General features: G+C 72.6%; 17 protein-coding genes, 1 tRNA gene and 1 riboswitch. Of the genes, 4 read left to right on the top strand and 14 right to left on the bottom strand.

The features are described 5' to 3' along the window. Nucleotides 1-100 precede the first annotated feature (100 nt). From N553_RS0112360 to N553_RS0112430, 14 genes are all read right to left on the bottom strand, one after another. Nucleotides 101-173 (bottom strand) — tRNA-Ala (locus N553_RS0112360). 72 nt (nt 174-245) lie between these two features. Beyond that, nucleotides 246-938 carry a histidine phosphatase family protein gene (locus tag N553_RS0112365; RefSeq protein ID WP_028046778.1) on the bottom strand — a complete coding sequence of 231 codons (693 nt, stop codon included), beginning with the start codon at nt 936-938 and terminating at the stop codon, nt 246-248. Next, entirely contained in the window at nt 935-1,324 is a 390-nt protein-coding gene (rsfS, locus tag N553_RS0112370; protein WP_028046779.1) for a ribosome silencing factor, read from the bottom strand. Before rsfS ends, N553_RS0112365 begins: the two co-directional genes overlap by 4 nt. Before the next feature lie 21 nt (nt 1,325-1,345). Further along, entirely contained in the window at nt 1,346-2,800 is a 1,455-nt protein-coding gene (locus tag N553_RS0112375) for a hypothetical protein (RefSeq protein ID WP_028046780.1), read from the bottom strand. Further along, complete coding sequence (gene nadD, locus N553_RS0112380) at nt 2,797-3,405, bottom strand: nicotinate-nucleotide adenylyltransferase (protein WP_028046781.1); 609 nt, start codon at nt 3,403-3,405, stop codon at nt 2,797-2,799. Before nadD ends, N553_RS0112375 begins: the two co-directional genes overlap by 4 nt. 247 nt (nt 3,406-3,652) lie before the next feature. Next, nucleotides 3,653-4,972 (bottom strand): glutamate-5-semialdehyde dehydrogenase, encoded by a 1,320-nt coding sequence (locus N553_RS0112390; protein WP_028046782.1) that lies wholly within the window; start codon nt 4,970-4,972, stop codon nt 3,653-3,655. A 4-nt stretch (nt 4,973-4,976) separates the two neighbouring features. Continuing rightward, nucleotides 4,977-6,086 carry an LLM class flavin-dependent oxidoreductase gene (locus N553_RS0112395; protein WP_028046783.1) on the bottom strand — a complete coding sequence of 370 codons (1,110 nt, stop codon included), beginning with the start codon at nt 6,084-6,086 and terminating at the stop codon, nt 4,977-4,979. A gap of 1 nt (nt 6,087) precedes the next feature. After that, nucleotides 6,088-7,194, bottom strand: a complete 1,107-nt coding sequence (locus tag N553_RS0112400) for an LLM class flavin-dependent oxidoreductase (RefSeq protein ID WP_028046784.1) — start codon at nt 7,192-7,194, stop codon at nt 6,088-6,090. Next, nucleotides 7,191-8,183 carry a GNAT family N-acetyltransferase gene (locus N553_RS25415; RefSeq protein ID WP_197030039.1) on the bottom strand — a complete coding sequence of 331 codons (993 nt, stop codon included), beginning with the start codon at nt 8,181-8,183 and terminating at the stop codon, nt 7,191-7,193. The genes N553_RS0112400 and N553_RS25415 overlap by 4 nt, the downstream gene beginning before the upstream one ends. A gap of 2 nt (nt 8,184-8,185) precedes the next feature. Beyond that, entirely contained in the window at nt 8,186-9,532 is a 1,347-nt protein-coding gene (locus N553_RS0112410; protein ID WP_028046786.1) for an amidohydrolase, read from the bottom strand. Beyond that, nucleotides 9,529-9,945: a rhodanese-like domain-containing protein gene (locus tag N553_RS0112415; RefSeq protein ID WP_028046787.1), complete on the bottom strand. Its 417-nt coding sequence runs from the start codon at nt 9,943-9,945 to the stop codon at nt 9,529-9,531. Before N553_RS0112415 ends, N553_RS0112410 begins: the two co-directional genes overlap by 4 nt. Before the next feature lie 19 nt (nt 9,946-9,964). Further along, the gene (locus N553_RS22500; RefSeq protein ID WP_197030041.1) at nt 9,965-11,485 is read right to left on the bottom strand and encodes an MFS transporter; all 1,521 of its coding nucleotides are present in this window, start codon (nt 11,483-11,485) and stop codon (nt 9,965-9,967) included. Beyond that, nucleotides 11,478-12,446, bottom strand: a complete 969-nt coding sequence (locus N553_RS0112425; protein ID WP_028046788.1) for an aldo/keto reductase — start codon at nt 12,444-12,446, stop codon at nt 11,478-11,480. The genes N553_RS22500 and N553_RS0112425 overlap by 8 nt, the downstream gene beginning before the upstream one ends. Further along, nucleotides 12,443-13,261 carry a nitroreductase family protein gene (locus N553_RS0112430; protein ID WP_028046789.1) on the bottom strand — a complete coding sequence of 273 codons (819 nt, stop codon included), beginning with the start codon at nt 13,259-13,261 and terminating at the stop codon, nt 12,443-12,445. The genes N553_RS0112425 and N553_RS0112430 overlap by 4 nt, the downstream gene beginning before the upstream one ends. Nucleotides 13,262-13,438: 177 nt before the next feature. Further along, nucleotides 13,439-13,548: riboswitch (SAM riboswitch) on the top strand. Between the two features lie 45 nt (nt 13,549-13,593). Here N553_RS0112430 and N553_RS0112435 point away from each other — a divergent pair. From N553_RS0112435 to N553_RS0112450, 4 genes are all read left to right on the top strand, one after another. Further along, nucleotides 13,594-14,595, top strand: coding sequence for an ABC transporter permease (locus tag N553_RS0112435; protein WP_028046790.1), 1,002 nt, complete (start codon nt 13,594-13,596; stop codon nt 14,593-14,595). A gap of 1 nt (nt 14,596) precedes the next feature. Beyond that, entirely contained in the window at nt 14,597-15,511 is a 915-nt protein-coding gene (locus tag N553_RS0112440) for an ABC transporter permease (RefSeq protein ID WP_028046791.1), read from the top strand. Beyond that, nucleotides 15,508-17,139, top strand: coding sequence for an ABC transporter ATP-binding protein (locus N553_RS22505; protein WP_034621851.1), 1,632 nt, complete (start codon nt 15,508-15,510; stop codon nt 17,137-17,139). Before N553_RS0112440 ends, N553_RS22505 begins: the two co-directional genes overlap by 4 nt. A 64-nt stretch (nt 17,140-17,203) precedes the next feature. Next, nucleotides 17,204-18,847 carry an ABC transporter substrate-binding protein gene (locus N553_RS0112450; protein WP_028046792.1) on the top strand — a complete coding sequence of 548 codons (1,644 nt, stop codon included), beginning with the start codon at nt 17,204-17,206 and terminating at the stop codon, nt 18,845-18,847. Nucleotides 18,848-18,873: the final 26 nt, after the last annotated feature.

An 18,873-nucleotide genomic window follows, 5' to 3' on the forward strand; every position in this document is an offset into this window, starting at 1 on the left:
TGCCACCGGCATGCCGGTCGAGGACGACGAGCTCAATGCCCATGCAAGCCGAAAGGCCGCCTCTCCGAGTGGAGAAACGGCCTCTGACCTGATACTTCGGTGGAGCTGAGGGGATTCGAACCCCTGACCCCCTGCATGCCATGCAGGTGCGCTACCAGCTGCGCCACAGCCCCGCGGCCCGCCGAGACGGACCACCACACCCTTGCGGGCGCTGGGAGAGTTTACGACGATCGGTCGCCCAAACGCTAATCGGGGTCCCGGGTCTCGGAGTCGGCGTCGTGGCTGGAGTCCGGTCCGGCGTTCCAGTCGGAGGACGCATCGGTGGGTCCGAGGTTGTATCCGACCATCCGCCACGACGGAGCGATGTCCCCCCGGGTGGCGATCAGCTCGGTCCAGTGGGCGTTGAGCATCCCGCTGAAGCCGTGCCAGTCCTCGGGCATGCCGAGCAGCGCACCGACCGCGCTGCTGATCGCCGAGCCGTGCGAGACCACGACCAGGGTGTCGTCGGGACCGAGCGCGGCCACGTGCTCCGCGATCCCCTCGCTCGTGCGCGCGGCGACCTCGGCGCGGGTCTCCGCCCCGACGCCCTGAGGCTGGCCCCCCGCCCGCCAGACGGCGAACTCCTCAGGCCAGTCACGGCGCAGGTCCTCGCCCGTGAGCCCTTCCCAGACGCCGAAACCGCGTTCCCGCACCCGGGGGTCGACCACGAGGTCGAGCCCTGCGGCGCGCCCCAGGAAGCTCGCGGTCTCATGGGCCCGTGACAGGTCGGACGTGACGACGACCGTCGGCTCGTGGCGGGCGAGCAGCAGCGCCGCCGCCGTCCTGGCCTGCCACCGTCCGACCTCGTCGAGCGGGATGTCGACCTGGCCCTGCAGGCGCGCCTGCGAGTTGTAGGCGGTGCGACCGTGCCGGACCAGGATCAGCCGGCCCGCGGTCACGCGTCGGTGCCCTCGTCGGTCCCCCGCGCGTCCGCGGGCAGCTCGATGAGAGGGCAGTCCTTCCAGAGGCGCTCGAGCGCGTAGTACACGCGGTCCTCAGCGTGCTGTACGTGCACGACGATGTCCCCGAAGTCGACGAGCACCCAGCGCCCCGCACCCTTGCCCTCACGACGGATCGGCTTGGCGCCGAGCTTGAACAGCGCTTCCTCGACCGAGTCGACGATCGCGCCGACCTGCCGCTCGTTGCTCCCTGAGGCGATCAGGAAGACGTCGGTGAGCACGAGCTGCTCGCTCACGTCGAGGGCGATGATCTCCTCGGCCTTGATGTCGGACGCGGCGCGAGCCGCAGCGACGGCAAGCTCGATAGCACGTTCGGTCGCAGCCACAGGTCTCCTCAGGTTCGGGTGTCAGGCGGGGTCGGCAACGGGGCCGAGTGACGTGTGCACGGCCGAAGCCGGTGCGGGCGCGGAGTCGGTCCCGGAGGCGGCGAGCGCCCCGGACCTGCTCCACAGGAGCACGATCAGGAACCCCAGCACGAAGGCGACGAGCGCCAAGGCCAGGAAGTGGAGCCAGGTGTACGGGTGCCGGGGACGCTCGTCGTCGTCCTCGTCATCATCGTCGTCGTGGGCGGCGGCCGGCTTGATGGCTTCTGCGGGCTGGATCGACTCGGCGAACGGCGTGGTGCCGAAGCCTGTGGCGACGCCGCTCGCGCCCGGACGCGGGGCGGGTACGGCCGCGTCCGCGGCGGGCGTCGGAGACCAGGCAGCAGGTCCGGCACCCGCGTCCGCACCGGGGGTCGGGGCCCATGCCTGCGGAGCGGCAGCCGGTCGGCCGGGGGCCGGCGAGGCGGCGTTGGGCTGCCAGGCGGGCGCCGCTGTCGGCGCGCCGGCTGAACCGGCCGTCGGCGCGGCCGCTGAACCGGCCGCGGTCCATGCGGCGGGGGCAGCAGCTGCGGGACCGGTCGCGGCCCAGCTCGGGCCGTCACGGCGCGCGGCCGCCGTGCCACCGGCTTCCGGTCCGGCACCACGTGTGGGGGCGAATGCGGCCGGCTGTCCGGCAGGAGGCTGGAACGCGGCCGGCTGGGCCGGTGCGGCCGGACGGGCGGGATAGGACGGGGTCGGCTGCGCGCTCGCCGGCGGACGGGCACCGTAGGCGGGCTGCGTCGGCGGCGACTGCCAGGGGGCTGCGGCACCCGGCGCGGCGCCTGCACCCGGCGCCTGCACCTGGTTGCGCTGCGGGACGGCCGATGGCTGCGTGGGACGGGCAGGGGCCACCGGGGGACGCGCCTGGCCCTGCACCGTCGGACCCTGGGCGGTCGGGCCTTGCACGGTCGGGCCCTGCGACGACGGGGCAGACGGGGCCGTGGACGCGGCTCGCCCAGCGGCCCCAGGGTTCCCGGCGGCGCCACGGTGTCCCCAGTCCTGCGCGCTCGGCTGAGCGGGAGCCGACGGCGTCGAGGGCCGCACAGGAGCGGACGCCTGCGGTGGCGCCGACGGCTGGGCCGGCAGCGGCGGCCGGGACGGGTTGGGCACGGCTCCGGCCGAGGTCGGCGACGCCGACCACGGTGCCGGTCGGGTGGTCGGGGCCGCCTGAGCGGCTGGTCGCTCCCCCGTCGGGTCGAGTGCCGTGTCCCGGATCGAGCGGCGGGACCGGGCCGCTGCATCGGCCGGCGCGACGGCGGAGGTCTCCGCGGTTCCCTGCTCACGCATCGCACGGCGCGAGACCGGGGCCGACGAGGGTGACGCAGCGGGCGAGGTCGCTTGGTGAGCCGCGGACCCGGCGTCGGGCGCGACACCCTCGACGGAGTCCGTCTCGGGCCGGTGGAGCTCGCGGCGGCTGCGCCGCTCGCCGGTTTCACTCATGGCATACCTCGATACAACCTGTGCTTGGCGATGTACTGGACAACCCCGTCGGGGACGAGATACCACACCGGTTGCCCGGCGGTCTCGCGTGCGCGGACGTCCGTCGACGAGATCGCAAGAGCCGGGACCTCGAGGACCTGGACTCGATCCCCGGGAAGCCCGTCGACCGACAGCGTGTGCCCGGGGCGGGTGACCGCCACGAACTGTGCCATCGCGAAGAGCTCCTCTGCATCCTTCCACGTCAGGATCTGCGTGATGGCGTCCGCACCTGTGATGAAGAAGAGTTCGGCGTCCGGGCGTGCCGCCTTGAGGTCGCGGAGGGTGTCGACGGTGTACGTCACACCCACGCGGTCCACGTCCACCCGGCTCACCGTGAAGCGCGGGTTGGACGCGGTAGCGATCACCGTCATCAGGTAGCGGTGCTCCGCGAGCGTCACGTCCTGGTCGAGCTTGAACGTCGGCTGGCCGGTAGGGACGAACACGACCTCGTCCAGGTCGTACCTCGCGGCAACCTCGCTCGCGGCAACCAGGTGACCGTGGTGGATGGGATCGAACGTGCCGCCCATCACTCCGAGGCGCAGCCTCCGGACGGGCGACTGCGTCATCGGTCGATCCCTCCGTCGATACCGAGAACGATCCCTCCGGCGGTCCGGGTCAGTGGCGCGTCCCGATGCTCTTGAAGGCGTAGGCGGTGAGCAGCATGGCCACGAGCCCGACGAACGCACCGACGCCGAAGACCCACGGCTCGAAGGGCAGCTCGGTCACGACCTCGGCAGCTTCAGCAGCAACACGCACGACAATCCTCCAGGGGTGGGGCAGATGCGATCAGTGTCGCACGAACGGATGTGCTGCTCAGGGTCTTACGTGCCCGTCGCCGTGCACGATCCACTTGGTGGTCGTCAGCTCGCCGAGTCCCATGGGACCCCGCGCGTGGAGCTTCTGCGTGGAGATGCCGATCTCTGCACCGAGGCCCAGCTGCCCGCCGTCCGTGAACCGCGTCGAGGCGTTGACCATCACGGCAGCGGAGTCCACCTCGGCGACGAACCGGTCCGCGGACGCGAGGTCGCGCGTGACGATCGCCTCGGTGTGCCCCGAGCTCCAGGTACGGATGTGCTCGAGCGCCTCGTCGAGCGAGTCGACGACCCGGACCGCAAGGTCCAGCGACAGGTACTCGGTCGCCCAGTCCTCGTCCGTGGCCGCCACGACGTCCGCCTCGTCGGGCGCCAGGGCGAGCGTCTCCTCGCACGCGTGGATGGTGACGCCCTCGTCCGCGAGCATCGCGAGAGCGATCGGCAGGAACTCGTCGGCCACGGCCCGGTGCACGAGCAGCGTCTCGGCGGCGTTGCAGACACCGACGCGCTGGGTCTTCGCGTTCAGCAGGATCGGCAGCGCCATCGCCAGGTCCGCCGACTCGTCGACGTACACGTGCACGTTGCCGACGCCCGTCTCGACGACCGGCACGGTGGACTCCCGCACGACCGTCTGGATCAGGTCCGCTCCCCCGCGCGGCACGAGGATGTCGACCAGGCCCCGGGCGTGCATGAGCGCGACGGCACCCTCGCGCCCGTACGCGTCGATCGACTGGACGAGCGCACCGGGCAGGCGCTGCGAGACGAGGGCCCGCGACAGGACGTCGACGATCAGCTCGTTGCTCGCCGCCGCCGCGGACCCACCCCGAAGGATCACCGCGTTGCCGCTCTTGAGCGCGAGCCCGGCGGCGTCGACCGTCACGTTCGGGCGGGCTTCGTAGATCATGCCCACGACACCCATCGGGACCCGTACCTGCCGCATGCGCAGACCGTTGGGCAACGTCGAACCGCGGACGACCTCGCCCACCGGGTCAGGCAGCGCCGCGAGCTCGCGCAGTGCGTCCGCGATCGCGTGGATCCGGTCGGGCGTCAGCGCGAGACGGTCGAGGAGTCCGGCAGACGTGCCGTTGGCGCGACCGCGCTCGAGGTCCACCGCGTTGGCCTCGACGATCTGCGGCGTGGCCTCGACGAGCGCGTCGGCCATCGCGCGCAGGGCGGCGTCCTTGGTGGCGCGCGTGGCCGTGGCGAGCGTCCGGGACGCGACCTTCGCCCGTTCGGCAACAGCGCGCACGGCCGCAGTGACGTCCGTCCCGCCGGGCGCCTGGGGTGCCGTGGTCGGCGGCTGGTCGAGCGACGTGGTCATCTGGTCAGGGTAGTACGGCCGCAGCCAGCCTCGACGTGGCGCCCGCGCGCACGAGCGGGATCACGTTCTCGCCGAACTCGACCGCGTCCGCGAGGAGGTCGTACCCGCGCAGCCCGAAGATCTCGAAGCCCAGGTCGACGTAGTCGAGAAGCGCATCGGCGACGGTCCGGTACGAGCCGACGATGGCCGTCGCACTCGTCGGCAGTCCTCCTGCGCCGGCGACCGTCGGGGTCCACAGCGCCCGGTCGTGCCGGTCGCCCGACGCCGCCAGCTCGGCCAGCCGCAGGTTCGCCGTGTTCTCCGGGAGCTTGCCGGGCTCGCGAGGCGCCTCGGTGAGGGTCCGTACCGTGCGTCGTGAGGCCAGCTCGTCGATGCGTGCCCGGATCGCGTGCGCCTTGGCCCACGCCTCGTCGTCCGTCGGCGCCACGATCGGCCGGAAGGCGATCTGCAGACGAGGCGTCGGGCGGCCCGCCGCCGCGGCGAATCCACGCAGCAGCTCGACCTGCTGCGCCGTCGCCTCGAGCGGCTCACCGAAGAACGCGAACACGTCCGCGACGCGCGCACCGACCTCCAGGGCTCGACGCGACGCCCCGCCCGCGGAGAGCCCCGGACGAGGCTCGGACCGCGCCCGCAGGACGAAGTCCTGCGCCGCGTAGTACGGCCCGGCGTGCGTGAACGGCCGCGCGGAGGTCCACGACCGCAGCAGGACCTCGGCGTACTCGGCCAGCCGGTCGTAACGCGCGTCCTTGTCCAGGCCGTCGCCCTCGGCCAGCTGGTCGCTGGTCAGGCCTCCCGCGATGAGGTGCACCGTGACGCGCCCGCCGGACGCGGTCTGCAGCGTCGCGAACGTCTTGGCGGCGAACGTGGGCGCCGAGACGTTGGGCCGGTGCGCGACGCGCAGCAGGATGCGGTCCGTGTGCGCGGACGCCCACGCGGCAGCCTGCGCCGGGTCGGGACCGTCGGACGCGTACGGGAACAGGACGTGGTCCCAGCCGCTCGCCTCGTGCGCCCGCGCGATGTCCCGGGCGTACCCGGGGTCCCAGACGGGTCCGACGAGCGGCGTCGTCTCCGTCGACGGGTTGCCGTACCCCGCGCCCAGGAACTCCACGGACACGTCAGGCCACCACGAGACGGTCGAGGCCTCGGGCGCGACCGGCGTCCTGCGGGCCCCACAGGGTCGTCGAGACCTCGGCCCGGACCAGCGGGACGACCTCCTCGGCGAACCGGCGCAGGACGTCCTGCTGCTGCTCGTACGGGAGCACCGGGTTCAGCGAGACGGACTGCAGGTCGTGCTGGTAGGAGCCGTGGTAGTCGAGGATCTTCTCGGCCACGCGCTCCGGGGAGCCGACGAGGGCCGGACCGCGCTCGACCGCGTCCTCGATGTGGGTGAACGACGAGACCTTCCCGGGCCGGGTCTCGCCGGCGTGCCGGGCCGCCATCCGTGCCGCGAAGCCCTCGTACACCGCGCGGTACTCCTCGGTCGCCTGCTCCGTCGTGTCCGCGAGGAACAGCCCCCCGGAGCCGGAGCCCACGTAGCCGACCGCCGGGTCGTGCCCGTGCGCCACCAGCTGCTCGCGGTACCGGTCGATGAGCACCTTGTAGTTCTCGCGCGGCTGCAGCGCGTTGGCGGACACGATCGGGTCGCCGTGCTTGGCGGCGAGGTCGACCGCGATCGTGCTGGTGGCCGAGCCGTGCCAGATGCGGAACGGTCCGTCGTACGGGCGCGGGAGCGTCGTGGCGTCGGTGAGCGGCGCGTGGAACGTGCCGTGCCAGTCGACGTGCTCCTGGCTCAGGAGGAGCGTGAGGAGCTCGTAGTTCTCCTCCAGGTAGTCGTACTGGTGCTCGAGCTCGAGCCCGAACAACGGGAAGTGCTTGTCCTCGTTGCCCTTGCCGATCACGATCTCGAGCCGGCCGCGAGACAGCAGGTCGATCGTCGCGTAGTCCTCGGCGACCCGGACCGGGTCGAGCAGACTCAGCACCGTCACACCCGTGCTGAGCAGGATCCGGTCCGTCGCCTGCGCGAGCGCGCCGAGCAGGACGGTGGGCGACGACGACAGGAAGTCGCCCGCGTGACGCTCGCCGACCGCGAACGCGTCGAGCCCGAGCTCCTCAGCCAGCACGGCCGTCTCGACGACACGCTCGAGGCGGGTCGAGGGGTCGAGCAGCTCGCCGGTCACCGGGTGAGGGCCGTGCGGGACGATGTCGAGAACCTGGAACTTCACGGTCGTGCTCCTTGCGTGACGGGGACGGTGGAGAGGTCGAAGCCGAAGGCCAGCAACGTGCCGCCCGGGACCGTGCGTGTCTCACGCTCGGGGAGACGGACGAAGCCGAGACGCTCGTACAGCGCGTGGGCACCGAGCATCTGCGGGCCGGAGTTCATGACCACCCGGTGCAGGCCCCGCTGGCGGGCCAGCCCGATCACGTGCTTCGTGAGGAGCACCCCGATGCCGCGGCGTCGTGCGGCCGGAGCGACGGCGAGCAGCCGGAAGTCGAGCTCGCCGTCCTGGCCCAGCTCCGAGATGTGCTCGCCCGGCCGCGGGGTGGCAACCGTGCCGAGCAGCTCGCCCGTCGCCTGGTCTTGCGCGACCCACACCTCGTGCTCGCGGGCCCGGGTGGAGACGTCGGCGAGCGACGCGCGGTACTCGTCGCGGATGTCGTAGTCGTGGCTGTAGGCCTCGACCGAGAGCTGGGACACGCGCGCGTACTCGTGCGGCGCGACGAGGCGGACCAGCACGCCGGAGCGGGAGAAGTCGTAGCCGAAGACGACCAGCCCCTCGATGGTCTCGCGATCGACCAGCCGCACGAACCCGAGCCGGTGGTAGAGCCGTTGCGAGGCGGCGTTGCGGGCACCCGTGTCGAGCACGAGCCCGGAGACGCCCCACGCACGCGCGCGCTCGATCGACGCGGCCATCAGCGCGGCCCCGACGCCGAGCCCGCGGGCCTCCGGCGCGGTGGTGAGCAACCGGACCTCGGCCTCGTCGGCGCGCGCCTGCCTCGTGTAGCCGGTCCCTGGCCGAACCAGGCTCACCGTGCCCACGAGCCGGCCCTCGTCCGCCGCGACCAGCAGGTCCCCCGCGGCCGCCCGTCCCGCAGCGTCACGCAGGAGCGCCAGCCGTTCCGGGTCCTTCGTCGGCCCGAACGGCCCCGTCGCGAAGCCGTGCTCCGTCAGCACCGCGACGGTGTCGAGCTCGTCGGGCCTTGCAGTGCGCACGATCACGAGAAGTACCCCTCGACGTCCAGGACACCGCCGGCGTCCTCGAAGTCCTGGCGCACGGCCGCGCGCAGGTCCGGGTCTGACAGGTAGTCCAGCGCGGTCAGCGCGAGCCCGACGGCACCGTCGATCGCGGCCGCGTCGCCCCGCGGACCGCCGGCGACGTCCGCGAACTCGCGGGTGTGCAGCGCGACGCCCGGGTCGCTCACGGCGATCATCGGGTGGATGCCCGGCAACCGGACGCTCACGTTCCCGAAGTCCGTGGACGCTGCCAAGGACTCCGGGACCACGCCCCCGGCGAGCACCGTCCGTCCGCGCTCCTCCTGGTGCACGGCCCAGCGCTCGGCGAGCGGACCGTTGGTGCGGACCGGGAGCGTGAACGGTGCCGCGTCCCAGACGAGCTCGGCCGTGGTGCCGGTGGCCAACGCGGCGCCCTGCGCGATGTCCGCGAGGCGCTCGGACAGGTCGCTGAGGGTGGTGGGGCTGGCCGACCGGACGTAGTACTCGACGGTGGCACGCTCGGGCACCACGCTCGGCCGCGTCCCACCTTCGAGCACCACGCCGTGCACGCGGTCGCTCGGCGGGATGTGCTGGCGCAGCATCGCGACCGCCTGGTAGTTCAGCGCAACCGCGTCGAGGGCGTTGCGCCCCATGAACGGGCTGGCCGACGCGTGCGCCGCGACCCCGTGGTAGGTGACCCGCAGCTGGCGCCGGCCCAGGAACGGGTGGTCGACCACGTCGAAGCCGAACGGGTGGACCATGATCGCGGCGTCCACCGCCACGAAGAACCCGTTCCGCGCCAAGATCTCCTTGCCGGAGCTGCCCTCCTCGGCCGGCGTGCCCAGCAGGAGCACCCGGCCTGGAAGGTCCAGCCCGTCCGCGACCGCCGCGGCCAGCGCGAGGAACGCCCCCGTCGCGGCACCGGCGATCAGGTGGTGCCCGCACGCGTGGCCGACCCCGGGTAGCGCGTCGTACTCGGCGATGATCGCGAGGGTCGGACCAGCGTCCTCACGGACCGCACCGTCGTCAGGCCCGGCCTTGGTCAGGCCCGCGCGCAGCGACGTCGACAGCCCGTGCGAGCCCACGGTCGCGGGAACACCGTGCGCGCGGAGCAGGTCCGCGATCGCCGCGACGGAGCGGACCTCACGAAACGCTTCCTCGGCGTGCGAGTGGATCGCGTGCGCGACGTCGAGGACGTCCCCCTCGCCCGCGCTCGCCGCCCTGCGCACACGGGCCCGCGAGGACTCGTCGGCGCCCTCGAACGGGGAGGTCAGCGGCACGAACGACGCGCGGCGACGCTCGGTGCGCGCGTGCAGCTCGTCGAGGAACGCGGTGGACGGTGTGCTCATCGGGTCGTCGGCTCCTCGGCGGGCAGGCCCGCGTCCTTCCAGGCCCCGAACCCGCCCTCGACGTGGGCCACGTTGGTGAAGCCCTTGGCCCGCAGCTCCGCGGCGACCGGGCCCGACCCTCGAACCGAGCCGCAGACGACCACGATCGGCGTGTCCAACGAGACGACGGGCGCGTGGTGCGTGGCCGCGGTCAGGTCGAACTCGTCGTCGATGGCGTACCGGTCTCCGACCGTCGCACCGGGGATGGCGCCGGTGCGGGACCGGCCGGCCTCGCTGCGCACGTCGAGCAGGAAGGCGCCCTCCGTGACGCGCGCGGCGGCCTCCTGCGGGGTGACGGCGGGTGCGAGCGCGGACGCCTCCTCGAGGCTGAGGTGCTCGGCGGGCGCGCCGGGGCGGGATGTGGTCTCGGTCATGGGGCTCTCCTTGTGGGGCTCACGGCCTGGCGGCCGTCAGTACTGCGGACGTGGTGGGAACAGATGTGGTCGGGTGGGACGGGCGGTCGAGCCACGAGCAGACGAGGCCGCACAGGACCAGCACGACGGTGACCGCCAGACCCTCCGCGGTCGCCCGCCGGTAGGCAGGGATGTCACCGGGGACTGCCGACGCGAGCACGACGCCGCCCATGCCCGCGATGCAGAGCGTCGACGAGATCCGCTGCGACACCTGCAGGAAGCCCGCGGCGAGCCCGTGCGCACCGGCCGTCGCGTGGCCGAGCGTGAGCGACTGGTTCGGTACCGACGACAGCCCGCTCGCCGCGCCGGTGAGCGCCAGCGCGATCGCGATGCCCACGACGGCGACGGTCGGCGGTGCGAGCAGCACGAGGGCGATGGTGGCGAGGGTGCCGAGCGCGACGGCGACGAGCCCCCACGTCACCGCGGAACGCCCGCGTCCACCCGTGATGCGCCACGCGAACGCCGACGCGAGCCCACCCACCACGGCGGCGGGGGTGGATACCAGACCTGCATGCAGGGCGGTGAGCCCGAGCGCCTCCTGGAGGAAGAGCGTCAGCACGAGAGACGAGCCCAGCGCCGCCCCGAAGGTGAACATCGCGACGGCCGTGCCCAGGGCGAAACCGCGGTTGTGCACCAGCTCCGGGAGGAGGATCGGGGTCCGCCCACGTCGGGCGTAGCGCCGCTCCCACACCACGAACGCCAGCACCGCGAGGACGCACAGGGCTCCGTACACCACCGTCGGTATCCCGGCCGGACCGGTCGACCGGTCGCCGCCGCCACTCACGACGACCACCGGCACGAGGAGCGTGACGGTCGCCGCCGCCAGGAGACCGAGGCCCGGCAGGTCGAGGTCGGCCGTCCGAGGGACGGAGGTCCGGCGCGGGAGCCACCGCCAGCCCAGCACCGCGGCGGCGAGGCCGAACGGCACGTTGAAGACCATGACCCAGCGCCAGGCGTCGGGTGTGCCCGCAACGCCGATCACCGTGCCGCCGATGAGTGGTGCGACCACCGCCGCGAACGCGCCCACGGTGGCATACAGCCCCAGTGCGCGCGTGCGCTCGCGCCCCGGGAAGTGGTCCTGGACCAGCCCGATGACCTGCGGGTTGGCCGTTCCTGCACCGGCGCCCTGCAGCAGCCGGGCGAGCACCACCACGTCCGGGTCGTGCGCGGTCGCACCGACGATGCTGAACACCGAGAACGCCGCGACTCCTCCGATCAGCAGGCTGCGCCGACCACGGGCGTCGCCCAGCCGGCCCGCAGGCACGAGGGCGACGGCGAACGCCAACGAGTAGGCCGCGAGGATCCACTGGACCTCGCTCGTCCGGGCCGGGAGCGACCCGCGCATCGACGGGACCGCCACGGTGAGGATGGCCTGGTCCACGAGCGTGGCGAAGCCGACGACGAGGCACACCGCAAGGACACGGGTGCGGTCCACCGGTTCCGACTCGGACGCGCGGGCAACCACGGGTGCGGTACTGGTCATCGGCGTCGCGTCAGCCATCCAGCAGGTGCGCCTGCGGGTGCCGGACACCCACCACCGACGAGGCCGGAACCGCATCGGTGATCACGGCCAGGTCCGCCGCGTCCAGGACGAGGTCGGCGGCGGCGACGTTGGACTCCAGGTGGGTGGCGTGTCGCGTTCCGGGGATCGGGACGATGTCGTCGCCCTGCGCAAGGGCCCAGGCGAGCGCCAGCCTGGCCGACGGCACACCGCGGGCATCGGCCAGCGCTCTCAGCCGCTCGACGAGACGGAGGTTGGAGGCGAACGCGTCACCCTGGTACCGCTCGTGGCGCGCGCGGGCGTCGCCGACCTCGATCGAGGCCGACGTCACGGCGCCGCTGAGGATCCCCCGACCGAGCGGCGAGAACGGGACGAAGCCGATGCCGAGCTCCCGCAGCGTGGGGAGCACCTCGTCCTCGACGCCACGGTGGAACAGTGAGTACTCGCTCTGCACGGCCGCGACCGGGTGCACGGCGTGCGCACGTCGGATCGTCGCGGCCGACGCCTCGGAGAGCCCGATGTACCGCGCCTTGCCGGCCCGCACGACGTCCGCGAGCGCCCCGACCGTCTCCTCGATCGGCACCTGCGGGTCCACCCGGTGCAGGTAGTAGAGGTCGACGTGGTCCCAGCCGAGCCGTTCGAGACTCGCGTCGATCGCACGGTCGACGTGCTCCGGCCGGCCGTCGACCTCACGGCCGGGGACGCCGAGGCCGACCTTGGTGGCCAGCACGACCTGATCCCGGTGCGGTGCCAGCAGCGGACCGAGGAGTCGTTCGTTCTCCCCGTCGGCGTAGGCGTCGGCCGTGTCGAAGAACGTCACGCCCAGCTCGAGCGCGCGTCGCACGGTCGCTACGGACTCGTCGCGGTCCGCGGTGCCGTACGCCCCGGTCAGCGACATCGCGCCGAGACCGACGGACGACACCGACAGAGGGCCGATCTCCCGGCTCGTGGTGGTGCTCATCGCAGGGGGAACCCCTGGTCCTCGAGAGCCGACCTCAGCTGGTCGCGTCCGTTGAGCGCCTCGGGGCCGGAGAGCCGGGCCAGCACGCGCCCGACCCACGAGTGCGCGAGACCTTCGACCGCGTAGAACTCGCCGATGCGCTCCTCGTAGCCGGCGACGTCGTCGGCGTGCTCGCTGGCGTCGTACACCTCGTGGTGCAGCACGGCCGACTGCGGCAGGCGAGGCTTCACACGGGTGTTCTCGGACAGGTCCGGCCGCCCCACCACGAGCCCGAACGCGGCGAACACGTGGCGCGGCAGACGCAGGAGCGCGGCGACCTCGACCGGCTCGTTGCGCAGCGCGCCGATGTATACCGTGCCCAGGCCGAGCGACTCGGCGGCGAGCGCCGCGTTCTGAGCCGCGAGCGCGGCGTCCACGAACCCGACGACGGCCGTGTCGAGGAACTCGGCGCCCTCGGTCGGTGCGCCGTGGGCGGCGGCGATGGCGTGCGCGCGGCCCAGGTCGACGAGCCAGACGAGCAGCAGCGGGGCCTGCGTGATGTGCACCTGGTCGCCCGCGAGCGCGGACAGCGCGGCACGCCGCTCGTGGTCGCGCACCGCGACCACGCTCCAGAGCTGGAGGTTCGAGCTGGTCGCTGCGGACTGCGCGGCGGCGACGACGGCCGCGAGCTCGGCGTCCGTGACCGCGTCGGGCAGGTAGCGCCGCACGGAGCGGTGCGCGAGCTGGAGCTCGATGACGTCGCTGCTGGCGATGTCGGCCGGCGCGATGCCGCCGTACCGGGCTTCGAGCGTGGACGGAGCGAGGACGACAGACATGGTTCCCCTGGTGAGCGCGTTGTCGACGGGTCGGCGGGGAGCGTCTGCGGCAGCGCGACGGAAGTCAACGGTCGGTGGCCGACGTCTCACATCTCGGTCTGCGGGCATCGTGTCCATCTCGTGAGATGTCCCAGAAGACCGTTGACGACAAGGAGTGCGGTCCCTACTTTCGCGGCCGGTCTCGAGTTCCGACGCAAAGCCCTGGCTCGTCGGACAGCAACCCTTCGGCAGTGACGGGGTGCTCCAGGTGACTACCCGGCACGGCACCCGCCGTGCAAGCACAGACGACGAAGCGAGGACGACCCGATGCGCGCCTACCCCCGGGGCACACGATGAACCGCTACGTGCTCGCACGCCTCGGACAGGCGCTCCTCGTGCTGTGGGCGGCGTACACGGTGTCGTTCGTCGTGCTCTACGCCCTCCCGGGCGACCCGGTCTCCCTCATGTTCGGCAGCGAGTCCTCGGACGTCACACCGGCCCAGCTCGCCGCGCTGCGGGCGCAGTACGGCCTCGACCAGTCCCTGCCCGTGCAGTACGCGACCCACCTGGGGGCCGCGCTGCGGGGAGACCTCGGCTCGTCCGTCGTGCTGCACCGACCGGTCGCGGCGCTGATCGCCGAGGCGATCCCGCCGACCGCGGCCATCGCCGCGGCGGCGTTCGTCCTCGCGCTGCTCGTCGGCGGTGCGCTCGCCATCGTCGCCACGCTGACGCGCTCTCGAGGACTGTCCAACGCGCTCCTCGGCGTCCCGCCGCTCGGCGTCGCGATCCCCTCGTTCTGGTTCGGTCTGATGCTCGTCCAGTGGTTCTCGTTCGCCCACCCGATCTTCCCGGCGGTCGGGAACAAAGGGTTCTCCTCGATCGTGCTCCCGGCGGTGACGCTTGCGGTGCCGACGGCCGCGCTCATCGCGCAGATGCTGTCCAGGAGCCTGCAGCACAGCCTGCGCCAGCCCTATGTCGACACCGCGCGCGCCAAGGGCGTGGGCCCGGTTCGGGTGCACTTCCGGCACGCGTTGCGCAACGCCTCGCTCCCCGCGCTCACCGTGACCGGACTTGTGGTCGGCGAGCTGCTTGCCGGCGCCGTGGTCACCGAGACCGTGTTCTCCCGCCCCGGGATCGGGCGGCTGACGGCAACCTCCGTCACCGCACAGGACATCCCCGTGGTGCAAGGCATCGTCCTGTTCGCCGCCGCCGTCTTCGTGCTGGTCAACCTCGCGGTCGACCTGCTCTACCCGCTGCTCGACCCCCGCATCGTGCGGCACTCGAAGGCCGCCAGGAGCCAGCCGGCCACCGCGCAGGCCGCCCCCACGCTCGAGCCCGCCACGGCCGGGGTGTGACATGACAGAGCTCCTCGACGACGTCACCGCCACCTCGAAGGACCGGTTCGCCGACGCCCTGCGCGAGCGGCAGGACGAGCAGACCCGCGGACGGCTCGCCTGGCTCCTCGACATCCTGCGCAAGCCCGGCCTGCTCGTCGCGTCGGTCTGGCTCGCACTCATCCTCGCGGCGGCGTTCGCACCGCAGCTGCTGGCTCCCGGTGACCCGCTCGTCGGCGTACCGGCCGACAAGCTCCAGGCGCCGTCCTCCGCACACTGGTTCGGCACCGACCAGATCGGGCGCGACCTGTACACGCGGGTGGTGCACGGGACGCACCTGACCCTCGAGGCCGCGCTCGTCGCCGTGGGCGTAGGGCTGCTCGTCGGTGCAGCGGTAGGACTGCTCGCCGGCTTCGTCGGGGGCGTCTTCGACGACGTCGTCATGCGGATCATCGACGTCCTGCTCTCCATCCCGGGGCTCCTGCTGTCGCTCGCCCTGATCACCGCGCTCGGCTTCGGCACCATCAAGGTGGCGATCGCGGTCGGCCTGGCCTCGGTCGCGACGGTGTCGCGCATCATGCGCTCCGAGGTCCTGCGCGTCCGCTCGTCGGTGTACGTCGAGGCCGCGCACGCCGGCGGCAGCCGCTGGTGGTCCGTGCTCTTCCAGCACGTGCTGCCCAACGCGTCCGGTCCCGTCATCGTCCTGGCCGCGCTCCAGCTCGGCGCCGCGATCCTCGCCGTGTCCGCCCTCAGCTTCCTCGGGTTCGGCGCTCCCCCGCCGGCGCCCGAGTGGGGAGCGCTCGTCTCGGGCGGGCGCGACTACCTGCGCACCTCGTGGTGGCTGACCACGCTCCCCGGCCTGACGATCGCGCTCACCGTGCTCGCGGCCGGCCGCATCTCCCGCGCCCTCGACCGCCACGAAGGGAACGACGCATGAGCGAGCGCCTGCTCACCGTCACCGATCTCGCGGTCGCGTACCGGACCCGTCGCGGCACGGTCCGCGCCGTGCGCGACGTCTCGCTGCACGTCGACGCCGGTGAGACCGTCGCTGTGGTCGGCGAGTCCGGTTCCGGCAAGTCGACCACGGCCGCGGCCGTCGTCCGGTTGCTCGCGCCGGCGGCGGTGATCGACCACGGGAGCATCGACCTCCTCGGCAACGACGTGGTGAACGCCTCGCAGCGGGCGTTGCGCACCGTGCGCGGCATCCTCGTCGGGCTCGTGCCGCAGGACCCGACCGTGTCCCTCAACCCGGTGACCCGCATCGGCGAGCAGGTGGCCGAGGTGCTGCGGATCCACGGGCTCGCCGACCGCAAGAACGCGCACGTCGAGGCGATCGAGTCGCTGCGACGTGCGGGTCTGGCTCAGCCGGAGGTCCGCGCACGCCAGTACCCCCACGAGCTGTCGGGAGGCATGCGGCAGCGGGTGCTCATCGCCATCGCGCTCGCCGCGAAGCCGCGCCTGCTCGTGGCCGACGAGCCGACGAGCGCGCTGGACGTCACGGTGCAGCGCCAGATCCTGGACCACCTCGAACAGCTGACCACGGGGACCGGGACCGGCATCCTGCTGATCACGCACGACCTCGGTGTGGCCGCCGACCGAGCGGACCGCATCGTGGTGATGTCGCAGGGCCGGGTCGTCGAGCAGGGCACGCCCGACGAGGTGCTCGGGTCACCCAGCGACCCGTACACGCGCGAGCTGCTCGCGGCGGCACCGAGCCTGCGCGGTGCCCGCATCATCGCCGCCCCGGTGCCACGGTCCGCGGTCCCCGTCCTCGAGGCCCGGAACCTGACCAAGGAGTTCCCGCTCCCCCGGTCCGCCGGCGGCGGCACCCTGCGGGCGGTCGACGACGTGTCGTTCGTCCTGCCGAAGGGGCGGACGCTGGCACTCGTGGGCGAGTCCGGCTCGGGCAAGTCCACGACCGCACGCCTCGCGCTGCGGCTCGCCGAGCCGACGTCCGGGTCGGTGCTGTTCGACGGCGCGGACGTCACCCACACCCACGGACCAGCGCTGCGGCTCCTGCGCCGACGGATGCAGGTGGTCTACCAGAACCCGTACGCGTCGCTCGACCCGCGGTTCTCCGTCCAGCGGATCATCACCGAGCCGCTGCGCGCCTTCGCGGTGGGGTCCCGTACCGAGCGCGCGGCCCGGGCCGTTGAGCTGCTGGACGTCGTCGCGCTGCCCCGCACCGTCCTGCAGCGCCGGCCCGCCGAGCTGTCGGGCGGGCAGCGGCAGCGCGTCGCGATCGCCCGCGCCCTGTCGCTGAACCCCGAGCTCGTCGTGCTGGACGAGCCGGTGTCCGCGCTGGACGTCTCGGTGCAGGCGCAGATCCTCGACCTGCTGGCCAACCTCCAGGCCGAGCTCGGGCTGTCGTACCTGTTCATCTCGCACGACCTCGCCGTGGTGCGGCAGGTGGCCCACGAGGTCGCCGTCCTCCAGCACGGGCGCGTCGTCGAGCAGGGGCACGTCGAGGACGTGTTCGCCCGACCCACCGACGCGTACACCGCGGAGCTGCTCTCAGCGATCCCTGGCGGTCGCGTGCGCGTCGGCCAGGGGGGTGCGTCGTGACCTCGTGTCGACGCGGATGAGCCCCCGCACGCCTTCCCACACCCTCATCAAGGAGCACCAGACCATGTCTTTGCGACGACCTTCGCGCCGTCACGCCGGCCTCCTGGCCGGCATCGCCACCACTGCCTTCCTGCTCGCGGCGTGCTCGTCGGGCACGACGGAGGCGGGATCCGACGAGAGCGCCTCGACCGCCGCAGACGCCCCCGTCGACGGCGGCGATCTCACGTTCGCGATCGGCAACGACCCCATCTCGCTGAACCCGTCCGGCGTCGGATCCGGCAACGACACCTTCTACGTGACCCGCCAGCTCGTCGACTCCCTGCTCTGGCAGGACCCTGCCGACGGCTCGCTCAAGCCGTGGCTGGCCACGAAGTGGGAGGCGAACGCCGACGCGACGCAGTTCACGTTCACGCTGCGCGACGACGTGACCTTCTCCGACGGCACGCCCTTCACCGCTGAGTCGGTGAAGAAGAACTTCGACGACGCCATCGCGGCTGGTGCGAAGAGCTCCGCCGCAGCCAGCTTCATCGGCTACGCCGGCACGACCGTCGTCGACCCGACGACCGTCACCGTCGCCTTCACGACGCCCAACGCAGCGTTCCCGCAGGCTTCGTCCTCGGTCGCCCTCGGGCTGGTCGCCGACTCGACGCTCGCGATCCCCTTCGACGACCGCGCGAGCGGTACGGGCGTGGTCGGCACCGGGCCGTTCACCCTCGACCACTACACCAAGGACACGGAGACGGTCCTGAAGGCCCGGCCCGAGTACGCCTGGGGTCCGGCCGGCCGCGAGAACACCGGCAAGGCGCACCTCGACTCCGTCACGTTCCAGGTGATCCCCGAGGCGGGCGTGCGGACCGGAGCGCTCACCTCCGACCAGGTCAACGTGATCGGAGGCGTGCAGCCGACCGACATCGCGACGCTCGAGGACTCGGGCTTCGACGTGGTGCACCGGGCCAACCCCGGGATCACGTTCGGGCTCACGTTCAACGAGGCCGGTGCCCTCGGCTCCGACCCGGCCGTACGCGAGGCCATCGCGCTCACCGTGAACCCGACCGAGGTCCGCGACACCGCCCTCAACGACGGCTTCGCCGTGGCACAAGGACCGCTCGCGAGCACGACGCCGGGGGTCGCCGACGTCAGCACGAGCATCGTGACCGACCCGAAGAAGGCCGCGAGCGTCCTCGAGAAGGCCGGCTGGGCCAAGGGTGCGGACGGCATCTACGCCAAGGACGGCAAGCCGCTGGCACCGGTCCTGGTCTGGATCACCAACTTCTCGCCGAACCAGACGTCGGTGGAGCTCATCCAGCAGGAGCTCAAGGCCAACGGGATCGACGCACAGCTCTGGAGCGGTGCGGTGCCCGACTTCCAGGCCAAGCTCAAGGAGGGCAGTTTCGACCTGGTCTGGGGCAACCTGAGCAGGGCCGACGGTGACGTGCTGCGCACGCAGTACTCCACGGCGGCGACCAACTTCTACAAGCTGGCCGACCCCGACCTGGAGGCGCTGCTGCAGAAGCAGCTGACGATCGGTGACCCGACCGAGCGCGACGCCGTCCTCGCCGACGCGCAGGAGCGGCTGGTCACGCAGCACCACGTGGTCCCGGTGCACGAGCTGACCACGTTCCTCGGGCTCGACACGGACGTGCACGACGTGCAGCTCGGGGCGGACTCGCGCCTCGACCAGCTGACGCAGGCATGGATCGCGGGCTGACCGCATCACGACGAGGGGCGGGCCGC

Source organism: Cellulomonas sp. URHE0023 (assembly GCF_000688475.1).
In the GTDB taxonomy this organism is placed as follows: domain Bacteria; phylum Actinomycetota; class Actinomycetes; order Actinomycetales; family Cellulomonadaceae; genus Cellulomonas.